Raw genomic sequence first — 14,466 nt, forward strand, 5'->3', positions numbered from 1 at the left:
AGTATGGGATGTACCTCAAACAAAATAACCATCAGGACTTATAAATGCAATAGTTTCTTCACTGTCTCCACCTGGCGGGTAGTGACTTTTGTTTTATCATACACCAGGTAAATAGTATTTACTACCGGTTCCGCGCCTTCCCATAATAATTTCAGCTCCTTTTTCCGGACAAGGTCTTTGACCAGATAATCTGCAGCAATCGTTACGCCATTACCAGTGATGAGCGCTTTCAGAATACCGTCGAAGTCAGGTATCACTAAACGGGGTTTTATGATAGGCCGCTTGTGAAAGTTCTCCTGCCAGAAACACCGGACCACAGACAAATCACTGCTGTAAGTATACCATTGTTGTTCGTATAGCCATGCTTCTGCCGCCGCCAGATCTTTTTTACGGACAGCCTTCTGAAAAGCAGCAGTATCAAGGCCAGGGCTACCCACCAGTACAAACCGCTCTTCCATGACCGGCTCGTACACGATGTTCTTTTCACTGCCCGTAGTAGAGGAAAGCGTGAAATACATATCTCCCTTGATCACTTTCTCCAGCATAGTCTTCGCTGGTCCAAATTCAAAAATGAAGCCGGCATCTACATCGCTGATACGAGGCGCGATCACCATCTGGAAAAACTCCTTGGGAGCGCCGATGCAGGTCAGCGGCATCGGTTGGGCGCAGGAATGACGGAAATCGGCTTCCACACTTTCGAGCTTCTCCACCGCTTCTATGATCTGCGTGTATAACAACTTGCCATAGTCAGTAGGGACCATACGGCGTGGCTGCCGTTCAAACAACGGATGACATATATAAGCCTCCAGCGCAGCCAGGTGCTGGCTCACGTTGGGCTGGGAAATAAACAACTCCTGCGCAGCGCCGGTAAGGGTTCCGGTTTGATAGATCGCCTTAAAGGTGCGGTACCATTCAAAATTTATCATGCTTCAAAAGTATAAATTTATTTATATCAAAGTATAATTTATACTATTTATTTTATATCAGAAATACGCTCACCTTTGACTTACAAAACAGTAATATTCTATTTGATATGAAAAAGTATTTCCTTTCCGTAATAGCCGTTATGCTTCTGGCCATTACATCCTATGCTCAACAGGGACTGGATCCTGCCCGCACTGCCCGTATCGACGATGTCATCAACCGCCATATACAGGCCGGGCATATCCCCGGTGCCACCGCCCTTATCATCCGTCATGGTCAGGTGGTATATAATAAAGCTTTCGGCTATGCAGATGTAGCTTCCAAAAAAGCGATGCATACAGACAACATCTTCCGCATCGCATCACAAACCAAAGCCATTACCAGCCTGGGTGTTATGATACTTTGGGAAGAAGGTAAATTTCTGCTCGACGATCCGGTGTCCAAATACATCCCGGCATTCGCGCATCCCCGTGTAAAAGTATCCTTCAATCCGCAGGACAGCAGCTACACTACCCGCCCGGCTACCCGTGAGATCACTGTTCGCGACCTGCTGCGCCATACTTCCGGCATCGCCTATGCAGCCGTTTTCAGCGATCCGCAAATGACCGCTGTCTATGCCAAAGCCGGCGTTGTTAGTGGTATCGGCACTGTCAACTCAGACCTGAAAACCAAAATCAACCTGCTGGCGCAACAGCCCTTACAGCACGATCCCGGCCAGGCCTTCACCTATGGCCTCAATACAGATGTACTGGGATACCTGATCGAAATATGGAGTGGGCAGCCACTGGATGTATTCCTCCGCCAGCGCGTGTTTGAGCCATTGGAGATGCAGGACACCTGGTTCCATCTGCCTGCGGGCAAACAGGACCGCCTGGCAACACTTTATGAAGAGGTGAACGGCAAAATGGTGCCAGTCAACCACCCCATCTATGAAGGAGTAGATCCATTGTTCCCAAAACTGCATGGCACCTACCTGTCTGGTGGCGCCGGACTTAGCGCCACCACAGCCGACTATGCAAAATTCCTCTCCATCTACCTGCACAAAGGCCGGTATAAAAACAAATCTATCATCGGCCCTAAAACAGTAGAACTGATGCTCGCCAACCAGCTGGCACCTGGTGTCAACACCTCTCCCTTGCCGGAACAACCTGAAAATTTCAAATTCAGTCTGGGAGGATTCAATCTGGAAACAGCTGAAAACGACTACCTGATGCCGTTCAGCAAAGGTTCCTTTGGCTGGGGTGGCGCCTTCAACACCCACTACTGGGCCGATCCACAGGAAGATCTGATCGCACTGATATTTACACAGGAATACCTCTCACCCTATTGGAACATCGGGGAAGAGTTTAAAGTAGCCACCTATCAGGCATTAACGGATTAACAATATCTCCCGGGCTGACCCAAATGCTGGCCAGCCCGGGGATATTTTGTACCTTTGCTCCCATCATGTTACACTTTTTGCCATATAAAGCACACCCGCATCCTGCACAAACTACTACTGTGGCGGGTATAGCAGCAGAGATCTCTTTCTTCTGCTTCTGCAAAAAGCTGTATTTCATCTCCAACTTCAAGGACTTCCATACACAGGCCCCGGGCTGTTAGTCACCGGGGAACCCACATTTATCAGCTTATTTTTTATACGTTTCACTTCTTTCCGGAGGTGAAGCGCTTCTTTTTTTATATCATAAAATGATCAGTAATGTATATTGACATTTGCAAAAAAGAGATCCGGCAGGTAAACAAAACTGCTATTCTGCAACAAACAGCTTATTGGTCTGAAGTAAAAAGCCGCCAGGGATGGACATCCTGTGCATTTGATTTTAAAGTACCACGACAAGAACTGTTTGCCGATGCACAACAGGATAGATTTGAAGAAAGCGATGTGCTAGTGATCCTGCGACAGATCAATGATGAACATTGTATCGCTTATGTGCCCTACGGCCCGGAAACAGAGCCGGCCGCAGAGCGCCAGGGTGTTTTTCTGGAAGAGCTCTCCGAGAGCCTGCGACCATTTCTCCCATCTCAGTGTATCCTCCTCCGTTATGACCTGGCCTGGCAGTCGCACTGGTCGGCCGATGAAGGGTATTTTGATGAAAACGGTGTGTGGATGGGCCCTCCGCCCAAAAAGATACAGGAACTCCGTTTTAATTATAATACCCGCAACTGGAATCTGAAGAAGGCCAACAGCGACATACTGCCTTCCAACACCATTTTTATGGACCTGCAGAAAGATGAAGACCTCCTGCTCGACAGAATGAAAACCAAAACCCGGTATAATATACAGCTGGCGCGGAGAAAAGGCGTGCAGGTAAAAGCTGCAGGACTGGAAAATATAGACACCTGGTACAACCTGTATGCGCAAACCTGCGCCCGCAATGGAATTGTACAGGAAAATATTAGTTACTTCCGGACCATCCTCACCGCCAGAGCCAATAATAGCACCTCTCCCGCCGATGTGGAGATGCTACTGGCAGAAGTAGATGGTATACCACTGGCTGCCATGTTCCTCGTCGTGTCCGGGCACCGTGGCACTTATCTCTACGGCGCCTCTTCCGATACCCATCGTAATTTTATGGGTACCTATATGCTGCAATGGGAGGCCATGCGCCGGGCTAAACGTAAAGGCTGTACGGAGTACGATTTCTTTGGCATCTCTCCTTCACCAGACCCGCAGCATCCGTTGTATGGTCTGTACAAGTTCAAAGGCGGCTTCGGTGGAGAAATATTTCATCGCATGGGCTGCTGGGACTATCCGCTGCAGGAAGCCCCCTACGCTGCTTACACAGCTGCCGAACTAAACAGCAAAGGATACCACCGGTAATCAATTACGAATCAGAATTGAAACACAATTCGTAGTTGGTAAATCGTAATTGCCTATATTTGTCCCGTTAGTTATAGATATAATTTATTTTAAATACAACCGGAATGATGAAACAGCCAACTTTCTGGGCAGGGAACCTGAGAACATTACGTATTAGGAAGAAGATATCCCAGCAACACCTGGCAGATTTGCTGGGTATTAACAGGAATAAGATCACAGCGCAGGAAAGCGGTAAAACGCGCAATCCCCGGCTGGAAGACCTGGTGCTGATCTCCGGCTTCTTCCGGATTGATCTGGATACTTTTATAAAAACAGACCTGCAACAGGCCACAGAAGAACAGCTGGCAGCACTGGAAGCCGGCAATACAATAGATTTAACAGGAAAGCATATACGTATTTTACCCATCACGGTAGATAACGGCAACGAAGAAAATATGGAATACGTGCCGGCAAAGGCTAAAGCTGGCTATCGCAGCGGTTTTGCCGATCCGGAGTTTATTGCCGGCCTGCCCAAGTTCACCTTACCGGAACTACCCAGGGGCAAAACCATCCGCATGTTCCCGATCTCCGGCGATTCCATGCATCCCATCCCCGATGGCAGCCATATCATTGCGCAATACCTGGAAGACTGGTCTTACCTGAAAGACGATACTGCCTGTGTGCTGGTACTCAAAGGCGGAGAAGAAGATATTATCTTCAAGCTGGTGAGCAACCGTATCAAACAACAGGGCACACTGCTGTTGCGTTCTCTGAACAGCAACTATGATACATTTGAAATACCGATCAATGAAGTGCTGGAGATATGGACCTTTATCGGATATCTCAGCAAACAATTACCGGAAGCAGTGGCGATATAATTAAATAACAGCATAGCTAAAAAAGATAAAGGGGTGCCCTGAAGAATCAGAGCTACCCCTTTTTAGCAACCGCAACAATTGCTTAGTTATAGTTTACAGTAACCGGGAACGGTAACAGAGAGTTGTACACGCCTGGTGTCTGGTTAGCACCTACATTCAGTCTGGCACCAACATTCAACGCCTGGTTACCACCAGTCAGCAGACCGCCTGTAACTACAGTAGGGTTGCTGGTGAAGTTGGAGGCCAGCATAAAGGAGCCGATATGTGTAGAGTTGTTCAACACTACAGGGATCAGCGGCAGGGTGATGGCATAAGAAAAGCCATCTTCCCCTTGTACAGCAAAGAGTGCGGGACTAACGGTACCTGTAGTAGATAACAGGGATACGCCACCGGTAACACTGCGCATGCCGGCAGGGCTAACGGTCAGGGTACCTGGAACTGCAGAAGGAGCCAGGATACCGAAGTTAAGGTCCATGGTTTTCGTAATAGTAATTGGGGTGATTACAGTTGCATGAGCGTCTGCTGTTGCGGTAGCTGTGGTTTGTGCTCCTGCTTTACCTGCGAAAATAGCTGATACGATAACCACTAATGATAACACCTTTTTCATAGAAATTTGGGTTTAAAAAATGAAGAAATGAATGAATAAAAAAATTTTTGGGGTAAACAAACGATTTGGATGTATCTGTTTTTTTAAAGTGTGCTAAGTATAAATACGAGCCCATCTACCACATCTCCATCAGTATTTCGTTTAATCGTTACCGGTACACCACCCGGTTTGGCCTTCATTTTCAGACGCTGCATCTGTACTGTGTCCGGGCTTACGGTATATTTACCGGGTGGCAGGCCGAGGTAACTGAAATACCCGTCTCCTTCTGTCAATACGGAGGCTACCTGCCGCGACGATTCGTCATAAATATTCATTTTGATCCTGGCCAGCCCTTTATGTGATTCATTTCTGACCATTCCTGACACCTCACCGGAAATAGAAACCGGGACTTCTATTGGCCTGAACTGATTAGGCAAGGCCAGTGCACTTAGGGTAGTGTATTTCAGCTGCCAGGCCACAGAACTAAAACCATCAGGGTTTAAAGTGATCAGATATTTTCTGTAAGGCTCCAGATTGTACACCCGGTAAGTGGTATCTTCCTTATCATATTGCACCACACCTCCATTTACCAATAGTGTCAGACCTTCCACTTTGGGTTCTCCCGGATCTTTCTTTCCGTTACCATTGAAATCGAGGAAAGCAAGTATGCTCATTTGAGCTCGTCCTACGCTACCTACGTTACCGGCCATCAGTTTATGGGCAGTTTTGTCGTACAACAGGCTACCGCTGGCGGATTCAGTGACGGAAGAATTCATACGGGAGATATTTGTACTGAGGCCGGTCTTTGCGAAGGCTAAATCGTAACGTAGGGTGATGCCCGTGGAGAATTGTCTATAAGTAAAGTCTCTTTCTATTGATAATCTTACAAAACCTCGTCCCATTATCGATCTCTCCACTTCCACTCTCGCGTTGGTGAACTGCCCCCTGTCATAGGAGTATTGCAGCCGGGGTGTTAAAAACATTTTGGTAGTCAGCGGGTATACCTGCGACAGTGAGGAATAAGCCACCGGCTTAATATCTTTCCTGAAGGTACCGAAGGTAGTCAGGTTAGTATTGACATGTCCTATTGTACAGGAGTTGACCCATTCCACAGTGGTATATTTCATCAGTGGCGCAGCAGGCGGATAAAGCAGTTTCTCTACGATCGGTTGCTGCGATAAGGGTGGCATGGTGATCATGTCTACCGTCATCCGGGAGAGCAGTGAAAAATTTGGTCTCCGTATCGGCAACGTCAGCGAGGCTTTACGTTCTTCCAGGTAATTGTACTTCACCGCTCTCTGATCTTTCTGATAGAGCAGGTATTGCAGGTCCATTTCCAGATCGAACGGCAACCGCCAGTATAAAGCCGCTTTACTTCTTACCCCGTAGGCATATTCGCCGCTGAGGATCAGGTTATTGGTCACCCTCCAGGCTGCCTGCGTGAAAGGTATCGGTTTTGCACCGGGTATGGACGACAGATATTCCGCACCAGCTCCCACGGTGATATGTGGTGAGACGCCATAGTTGACGATTCCCTGCGCATAACGACTGTTTTCTCCATCGAGCACAACGCCGCCTGTCACCGAATAATTCATTTCACCGGCAGGGAGAAAGTTAAAAGGGATAATGATCTCCCGCTGTTCAGAACGCACTTCTCCCCAGGGGCCGTAAAACCGGAGCTGTACCGATGTATTACCATAAATAATGGGCACATTAAAGGCAAAGAACCCCGATGCATCCGCCTGTTGATAGTCGATCAGCTCATTGTTGATATACAGTTCAACTTTCCAGCCGGGATAAGTAAGGTCGGTTAACCGGTAGGTACCGAAGGCAGTCCTGTTGAGCGTTGGTGTGTTCGAAAACTGTACACCGGCCAGAGGATACAATAGTGACGCGATGGAGCCATTATTGATTCTGCCTACGGTAACCTGCCGTAACAATGGATTATCATTGTTTACATGATGCCACATAAATTGCTGGTTGCGTATATCCAGCTGGTTAATATTGTTATAATTCAACTGGATATTGGTTTCACCACCAACCAATTCACCACCTAAAGACAGGTTAAGGTTGGTATTGTTGCCTCCATATTGCTGGGTGGCCATTACAGACCAGTCAGCTGCACTAAGACTAAACGCCGTGGCTTTTCTGGCAATAATGGTATCGGCCTTATCAATGCCTTTCAGCCGATTGATTTTATCGCGAAGGCGTTGCTGCCGCATTTCTCTCAAAATAGGTAAATCCAGTTTGGTAGTCAGTACTACACAAAGGTCGCTGAAACGGAATGCGCAGTTGAGTCCAAACACGTCCCCCCAGCTGTTGGATTTCAGGTAGAACCCTGAAGCCGTACTGATGAGGTTTGCGTTTGTCATGACTGTTTGTTTTTTGTTATATACAATAGTGTTACTTGCTTTCTCAATGGTATACACATCTTCCGCGCTGTTGATAAACCCTGACAGGGTATCCGACGTTACCGAAAAAGTGTTTTTTATTTTCAGGAAGTCAAACATCTCATTGACGGATAGATACACTTCCTGTTTACGGATAATAGCAGCTAATTCAACAGCACCCAGTTCCTGCATTCTAACGGTCACCATCACTTCATCTCCGTCTGCAGCATCCTGTGCGCTGCATTTTTCCGGACAGCCGGCTATGAGGGTAGCCAGGATAAGGACGCCGGTTAAAAACGTCGTGATCGTATGGTGAAGCTGTTTCACGTTGAAAATGATTGCTGTTTTCCAAATCAATGATGGTTATTCGCCTGCCAGGAAAGTGATGAAGATCTGTCCATCGTACTTTCCTGATGACATATGTCCTGGCCTGTTGACCGTCAGGGTTCCACCAATGGTGATGCTCGTCCTGGGGGCCTTGGTCATAAAGGGCATCGCCGGTTCAGACCCTTTGATCCGCAGCGTCATGGTACTTCCATTGCTGCCTTTCAGTAAACTGTTGGTTTCCAGAATAGCGATTCTGCTACCGATGGGGGCCTCCAGTTCTATGACTGCCGGTGTAGCAACACCACCTTTGTTGATGGGGATCACATCACCGGTAGTAGAGCAGGCGCCGGTTGGGGAGATGGTAATGGTACCACCTGACTGGCCCGTGCTGAAAGTACCGAAGTTGAGCTGCTGAATGATGGTAGGCCTAACCTGCGCTTTGACCGGCAGCCAGGGTAACAGGAAAAGTATCCCCGTTACAGCCCACCATCTGGCTTGCTGTATACTTTTCTTGCCCATGATCAATTAACTGGTTAATGGGTATAACAATAGTGCTGTCGCTCAGCGCAGGCCCAGTTCCTGTTTGGCCAGGGGTGCCGGATTTTTTCCTGCATTGGATTCGAAATTCACTTCCAGCTTTCCCTGATGATAGTTGAGTTTGGAAGTGGCGTCAAGCTCTATGCGTAACTTCCGTTTCAGTAGTGGCGTGTATACGGCCACGCCTTTCACAAAAGCGGCGCGCGTTCGTTGTCCGGTGAGCGACACGTAATCGATGGTGAGATCTCCATAGGTAGACATGTTACCCGAGCGATTGATGCTAAACAGCACCTGTGGTTTTTTGGGGTCGCTCAGGTCGGTGTCCATGTCTGAAATAGAGGTGGTCGTTGAGTCAGTTCCAATCCGGATAATAACGGGGATGGTAACACCGAAGACAGGTACCAGTTTTACTTCCAGATTGTTCGTGTCTTTGGCGACCGGTATTTCGCCTGCAGGTATGGGAGGAGGGACAGCCCTGAAATAAACATGGGATCGATATTCGCCGGGAGGCAGGTTGCCGGTATTGATAACCTGCAGTTTCACGGCTTGTGATTCTTTGGGAGCAATGGTTACAGTTCTCGGGAAAACCCGAAGGTTGTTGCTTGCAAACAATTGGCCCGAATCGGGTTGTTCAATGTTTTCAAAAGAACCATCTTCTTTCATTCTGATTTGTACAAAGGAAACAAGATAGGTAGCGGTGTCTTTGCCGGAATTGGCAAGAGCCAGGTCCTGTGTTCTTTTGCTTCCATCGAAAATTACCCTTTTGGGATAAATCATCAGGTCGCCCTGCGCCTGCACTGAGGCCGCGTTTAGTAACAAAGAAAGCATGATTGCGGTGCAAAAGACTATCTCATATCTTTGCTGCACGCGCAGGGTTAGCTGCTGTTTCATAAGCATGGTTGCATACATCTCTTAACTAATTAAATAAATGAAGGGTTTTCATAGGGATACCAAAGGCCTGTACCCAGGTGTAGCACAGGACCTTTTGGTTGAGCTGAAATTGCCGATCAGTTATAGTTGACGGTCACTGAAAACGGCGTAGCAGTACTGTAAACACCTGGTACTGAGCCGCCGGGCACCAGCAACGTTGCTCCAACCAGCAACGTTTGGCTGCCACCAGTCAACACCCCGGTAGGGGTTGGAAAGCTGGTAAAATTATTTGCAAGCAATGTCTGTGCTCCACCACTGGTTGTATTGGTTAATGATACACTGACAGGAAGTGTGATGGAATACGTAAATCCGTTCTCTCCGGTTACCTGAAAAGTACCAACACTTGGACCACCCGGAAGGGCGGAAACACCTCCTGTGAAAGTACGGGTTCCATTAGGCGCCAATATTACAGCACCAGCTGTCCCGGAAGGTGCTATATTACCGAAGCTCAGATTACCATTCAGATTAATCACGGTTAGTGGGGTAACAACAGACGCAGAAGCATTCGCAGTAGCCGTTCCTGATGTTTGTGCAGATACGTTCTCCACACACAAGACAGCCGCAAGCATGGTCAATGATAGAATCTCCTTCTTCATAGAAGTCTGAATTTAAGATGATGAAACGAACAAACGGAAGAATAAGCAGAATGCTGCCAGGGATAAAATCACATACATCCTTATACACGCAATCAGAAAATTACGCAACATTCACATGACTGATTAAATACGAAACCCTGTTACATCGATGGAAAATTACTGATGTCAGTAACTGCTATGATGGAAGGGACGCTTGGAAACCTATGGAATAGTTAATTTCAGGATATACTGCCAATCTTAGATATAGTAATTCAGGGGAACAATGCTAATCAAAACTTTGGGACAACTAATTTACAGACTGTTTGGATAAGTGAAGCGAAGATAAAAAAGATTCTGATTCCTCCAAATTTTTTTTCAGAAAAAAATAAAAGATTAACAAAAAACACAATCATAATGCCACCAAAACAGCCACCACAGAGAATTTTAGCCACACAAATATAATAAATAAACAATTAGTTATCCTGACAATTATAATTTTTTACTATTCAATCTATATATACAGGCATGTCCATCATTTGCCGTATATCCATTACCGTTAGTGAAGAAAACACTGCCAGCTTCGAAAGTATTTCTTCATCCGTCAACGCTCCACAACGCCTGCACGTCACCTCCAGCAATTGCCGCCACGTCACAAACGGCCGCGGAAAATCATCGTCCTCATACTCAATACCCAACTCCTCCTCTATCTTAAACAACAACTCCAGAAATCCCGGATACCAGTTATGCTCTTCCAACAACAGCCGCATACGCTCCCGCTCTTCCGGCAGATTTATTTTTATACTTCCGCAATGCCGGCACATTAATTCCGGTAACAACATGTCCGACGGATTAAAATAACTTTTACCGCCACACTGCCCGCAGGTATGTATCCATGGTCCCATAATAATCTTCTTTTCCAACACAAAGATATATATGAGCCTTTATCATCCTCCAAAACAATTTTTCTCTCAAAAAAAATTATGTAAGCATTTAATTACATTTTATATATTTGTAAGCAAATGATTACATAATGGAAAAGAGACGGGACATATATCAGGCCATCGCAGACCCTACACGGCGGGAAATCATCACGCTGATAGCACGGCAATCCATGAACCTCAATACCATCGCCGAAAACTTCGACACCAGCAGGCCCGGCATCTCCCAGCATATTAAAATACTGACGGAATGCGGCCTGATCGTCATGCGCAAACAAGGACGGGAACGTTACTGCGAACTAAAAATAGACCGGCTCCAGGAAATATCCGGATGGGTGGAAGAATGCCGGAAATACTGGAATGAGACCATCGATTCCATGGAACTGTACTTAGAGGATTTACAATCAAAAAATAAAAAAAATGGCAAACAGAGCAAAAAATGATACGTTCATCTCCCGTATCATCCGTGCACCACGGGAATTAGTATTTGAAGCATGGACTCAACCCGAACACCTGCAACACTGGTATGCGCCCAAAGGCTGTGTCGTCCACTTTGCATATACCGATATAAGGCCAGGAGGCAGCACACTCTCCTGTATCCGCAATCCCGGTAGCACAAACAAAGACTGCTGGTGTAAAACCACCTATCTCGAAATTGTGTCTCCCGAAAAAATCGTCTGCAAACTACAGCTGGCCGATGAACAGGGTAACCCTATCAGCTCCCTGGAAGCCGGCATGGACCCCGACTGGCCCACAGAAACAATACTAACGGTCACGTTTACACCGGAAGGCAATAACACACTGTTTACGCTACATCAAACCGTAGACATGGCACTCGCCAAACGCACCGGCGCCTACCCCAGCTGGGAACAGATGTTCGACATTCTCGAAGCCCACCTGCAGCCGGCGCATCAATAGTATAACCTTTAAACATATACGAAATGAAACGCCTAATCCTGGTAGCGATCGCCTTCGCTACCATCAGCGCTGTATTGCCTGTCAGTGCCAGTCCTCTGAAAAACAGTACCATCCAGACAGACAGCTCCAGCGGATACGCCAATGTTAACGGCATCAAAATGTACTACGAAATACATGGTCAGGGAAGCCCGCTCCTATTGATACATGGCGGTGGCTCCACTCTCCGCACCACCTTTGGCAATGTACTCAACGACTTCGCCAGTCATCACCAGGTGATAGCCGTAGAAATGCAGGGACATGGTCATACCGTAGGACGCCCCGGCAACACCACTTTCGAACAGGATGCGGATGACATAGCCGCACTGTTAAAAGCACTAAACATCCCGCAAGCCGATATCATCGGATTCAGCAATGGCGGTAGCACTACCATGCAGGTAGCCATCCGCCACCCCGAAGTAGTGCGCAGCGTAGTGATTATCTCTGCCTTTTACAAACGGGAAGGCCTGCCGGCTGCATTCTGGAAAAACATGGAGCAAGCTGATTTCAGTTATATGCCACAAGTTTATAAAGATGCCTTTATGGCGATCCGCCATGATCAAAAAGCACTGCTGGCCATGTTCAACCAGGACAGGGAACGGGTAGTCCATTTCAAAGACTGGTCAGATGATGACATCCGTTCTATTAAAGTACCTGCATTTGTGATCACCAGCGAACTGGATATAGTTCAGCCCGAACATGCAATAGCCATGTCCCGGCTGTTGCCCAAAGGCCGCCTGGCTATCATGCCCGGTACACATGGAGAGTTTCTGGGTGAGGTTTTGGGAAAACAAGACAGTAAGATGCCTCAGTTGGCAGTAGCAATGATAGAAGAGTTTCTGACAGGAGTATCCAACAATAAATAGTGTATACAACAAAACCGGGTATCTATCTACATAAAATAAATACCCGGTTTTGTAATTTATTCCAGCATTTTTTTCAGTCCGGCTTCATAGTTGGCTATTTCAGCGGAAAGGCTGTCCACCAGCGGTTTTCTGCCGGCCTTATCTCCTTCCAGTATAATACTCCAGCGCACTACAGACACCTCATCATTGTCGGGCAGGGATTCTACCAACGCCGTTACGATGGCATTGCTGATACCGGCCGGCAACGGCTCCAGCACATGAAACACAAAAAATTTGTACGACTCATGTACCTGTTCAATTTCATCGGTGCGCTTACGGCCATCGCTGAAAGTGAGATCACGGTAGCGGGTTTCATTCACAGTGCGGATATTTACCTCTTTGATGGTTCCATTGGAATATTCCTTTACCTGCGGCAGATCGCGGATGATACGCCATATCTTCACCGTCGTGCTTTTAATCCTGGTTTCGTGGGTATAATCCGGGATAATACGTTTAGCAGCCTGCATCTGCGCCATGGCCATACTACTCCAGCAGGTCAGCAACAATAATAATAACTTCTTCATAACACTTCTTTACAGCTTAAATTAAAACACTATTTACCAAAGATTTCTTCCAGCTTTTGAGTCAGCTCTTCCCCGCGAAGGTTCACGGCCAGTATCTTACCGTCTTTGTCGAGCAGGAAATTGCTGGGTACTGCACGGATATTGTATTCTTTTGCCACTTCATTTTTCCAGCCTTTGAGATCACTCACATGCTCCCAGGTGAGACCGTCGTCTTTAATGGCTTTAAGCCATGCATCCTTTTTGTCGTCCAGTGATACGGCCAGGATCTCCAGTCCTTTTTTGTGGTACTTTTCGTAGTTATCGAGCACATTGGGATTTTCTGCACGGCAGGGACCACACCAGCTGGCCCAGAAATCGAGCAGCACATATTTGCCGCGATAGTCTGTCAGCTGTACCGCTTTTCCGTTGACATTGTTTTGGGTGAAGTTTATGGCCGTGGCGCCAATAGCTGTTTTACGGGCAATCGCTTCTGCCTTTACCATATCTACCTGTTTGCTTTTTGCTTCTTCGAGATAAGGATATTTTTTCACCAGACGATCCAGTTCTACTGTAATCAGTTCCTTATCTTTTCTGGGATGCAGATAATCCAACACATACAACAGTACGGGTGTATTGGGATACATTTTGACCAGCAGTTTTAAACGTTCGCCCATATCATCGCCGAGCCATCCGTATTGGTCCTGCAGTGCCCTTTCCAAAGCTGTATCCTTTGCCAGGGAAGCCTTATACTGCAAGCGGCCCACTTCGATCATATTCTGGTAATTGCGGTGAACGATAAAATTGACCTGGTTAATGAGATTATTCTCTTCGCTACCCTGGATGTACACATAAGGCGGATTCTTAATCCTGATGGCCGCAGTATCCATTCCTCTGAAATCTATCCGAAGATTCTCCTTGTTGGCCCAAACGGTAAGCCGGTCTTCTTCAAATTCATTCAATACATAAAACTGCGGGCGGGTGGCATCCAGCTTTATCGTGTAAGTCCCATCGGGTTTCAGGCGGATTGTATCAATCGTGATACGATCATCCCCTACCTCCTTTTGTACCAGGAAAGGGAATTTTTCCTGTTGTTCCTGTGGCGGTGGAAATTTTATCTTTCCGCTCACAGTAATAAACCGTTTGGTTTGTGCGGTGGCCGGAAGGGCCATGCTGGCGGCCAGCATGGCCAGCAGCCAGCTGTTCTGTTTTTTTCTCATGT

General features: G+C 47.0%; 16 protein-coding genes. 7 read left to right on the plus strand and 9 right to left on the minus strand.

Annotated elements, in window-relative coordinates:
* Positions 1 to 38: 38 nt before the first annotated feature.
* Positions 39 to 926, minus strand: coding sequence for a LysR family transcriptional regulator (locus DF182_RS00830; protein WP_113613798.1), 888 nt, complete (start codon positions 924 to 926; stop codon positions 39 to 41).
* Positions 927 to 1,033: 107 nt separating this feature from the next.
* Between DF182_RS00830 and DF182_RS00835 the strand changes: the two genes are divergently transcribed.
* From DF182_RS00835 to DF182_RS00850, 4 genes are all read left to right on the plus strand, one after another.
* On the plus strand, positions 1,034 to 2,305 hold the full coding sequence (locus DF182_RS00835) for a serine hydrolase domain-containing protein (protein WP_113613799.1): 1,272 nt from the start codon (positions 1,034 to 1,036) through the stop codon (positions 2,303 to 2,305).
* 65 nt (positions 2,306 to 2,370) lie between these two features.
* On the plus strand, positions 2,371 to 2,526 hold the full coding sequence (locus DF182_RS32230; protein ID WP_153259985.1) for a hypothetical protein: 156 nt from the start codon (positions 2,371 to 2,373) through the stop codon (positions 2,524 to 2,526).
* A 97-nt stretch (positions 2,527 to 2,623) separates the two neighbouring features.
* Positions 2,624 to 3,745 (plus strand): lipid II:glycine glycyltransferase FemX, encoded by a 1,122-nt coding sequence (locus DF182_RS00845; protein WP_113613801.1) that lies wholly within the window; start codon positions 2,624 to 2,626, stop codon positions 3,743 to 3,745.
* Positions 3,746 to 3,849: 104 nt separating this feature from the next.
* The gene (locus tag DF182_RS00850; RefSeq protein WP_113613802.1) at positions 3,850 to 4,602 is read left to right on the plus strand and encodes an XRE family transcriptional regulator; all 753 of its coding nucleotides are present in this window, start codon (positions 3,850 to 3,852) and stop codon (positions 4,600 to 4,602) included.
* 82 nt (positions 4,603 to 4,684) lie between these two features.
* Here the strand turns inward: DF182_RS00850 and DF182_RS00855 are convergent, their stop codons facing one another.
* The 6 genes from DF182_RS00855 to DF182_RS00880 all read right to left on the minus strand — a co-directional run bounded on the left by DF182_RS00855 (position 4,685) and on the right by DF182_RS00880 (position 10,849).
* The gene (locus DF182_RS00855; protein ID WP_113613803.1) at positions 4,685 to 5,209 is read right to left on the minus strand and encodes a DUF4402 domain-containing protein; all 525 of its coding nucleotides are present in this window, start codon (positions 5,207 to 5,209) and stop codon (positions 4,685 to 4,687) included.
* An 83-nt stretch (positions 5,210 to 5,292) separates the two neighbouring features.
* Positions 5,293 to 7,905 (minus strand): hypothetical protein, encoded by a 2,613-nt coding sequence (locus tag DF182_RS00860; RefSeq protein WP_147243303.1) that lies wholly within the window; start codon positions 7,903 to 7,905, stop codon positions 5,293 to 5,295.
* Positions 7,906 to 7,941: 36 nt separating this feature from the next.
* The gene (locus DF182_RS00865; RefSeq protein ID WP_113613805.1) at positions 7,942 to 8,424 is read right to left on the minus strand and encodes a DUF4402 domain-containing protein; all 483 of its coding nucleotides are present in this window, start codon (positions 8,422 to 8,424) and stop codon (positions 7,942 to 7,944) included.
* Positions 8,425 to 8,466: 42 nt separating this feature from the next.
* A complete protein-coding gene (locus DF182_RS00870) occupies positions 8,467 to 9,333 on the minus strand; it encodes a fimbrial biogenesis chaperone (protein WP_161964014.1) in 867 nt (288 codons plus the stop codon).
* Between the two features lie 116 nt (positions 9,334 to 9,449).
* A complete protein-coding gene (locus tag DF182_RS00875) occupies positions 9,450 to 9,968 on the minus strand; it encodes a DUF4402 domain-containing protein (RefSeq protein WP_113613807.1) in 519 nt (172 codons plus the stop codon).
* Between the two features lie 485 nt (positions 9,969 to 10,453).
* The gene (locus tag DF182_RS00880) at positions 10,454 to 10,849 is read right to left on the minus strand and encodes a hypothetical protein (protein WP_113613808.1); all 396 of its coding nucleotides are present in this window, start codon (positions 10,847 to 10,849) and stop codon (positions 10,454 to 10,456) included.
* Between the two features lie 128 nt (positions 10,850 to 10,977).
* On the opposite strand from DF182_RS00880, the gene DF182_RS00885 reads away from it, so the two are divergent.
* Genes DF182_RS00885 through DF182_RS00895 form a run of 3 tightly spaced genes read left to right on the plus strand, consistent with a single transcriptional unit; the run spans position 10,978 to position 12,705 of the window.
* On the plus strand, positions 10,978 to 11,328 hold the full coding sequence (locus DF182_RS00885; protein WP_113613809.1) for an ArsR/SmtB family transcription factor: 351 nt from the start codon (positions 10,978 to 10,980) through the stop codon (positions 11,326 to 11,328).
* Positions 11,306 to 11,803 (plus strand): SRPBCC family protein, encoded by a 498-nt coding sequence (locus DF182_RS00890; protein ID WP_113613810.1) that lies wholly within the window; start codon positions 11,306 to 11,308, stop codon positions 11,801 to 11,803. Before DF182_RS00885 ends, DF182_RS00890 begins: the two co-directional genes overlap by 23 nt.
* A 23-nt stretch (positions 11,804 to 11,826) precedes the next feature.
* On the plus strand, positions 11,827 to 12,705 hold the full coding sequence (locus DF182_RS00895; RefSeq protein WP_113613811.1) for an alpha/beta fold hydrolase: 879 nt from the start codon (positions 11,827 to 11,829) through the stop codon (positions 12,703 to 12,705).
* Positions 12,706 to 12,761: 56 nt separating this feature from the next.
* Here DF182_RS00895 and DF182_RS00900 read toward each other — a convergent pair whose 3' ends face one another.
* Positions 12,762 to 13,268 carry a hypothetical protein gene (locus tag DF182_RS00900; RefSeq protein WP_147243304.1) on the minus strand — a complete coding sequence of 169 codons (507 nt, stop codon included), beginning with the start codon at positions 13,266 to 13,268 and terminating at the stop codon, positions 12,762 to 12,764.
* A 29-nt stretch (positions 13,269 to 13,297) separates the two neighbouring features.
* Positions 13,298 to 14,464 carry a peroxiredoxin family protein gene (locus DF182_RS00905; RefSeq protein ID WP_113613813.1) on the minus strand — a complete coding sequence of 389 codons (1,167 nt, stop codon included), beginning with the start codon at positions 14,462 to 14,464 and terminating at the stop codon, positions 13,298 to 13,300.
* Between the last annotated feature and the right edge of the window lie 2 nt (positions 14,465 to 14,466).

Source organism: Chitinophaga flava (assembly GCF_003308995.1).
In the GTDB taxonomy this organism is placed as follows: domain Bacteria; phylum Bacteroidota; class Bacteroidia; order Chitinophagales; family Chitinophagaceae; genus Chitinophaga; species Chitinophaga flava.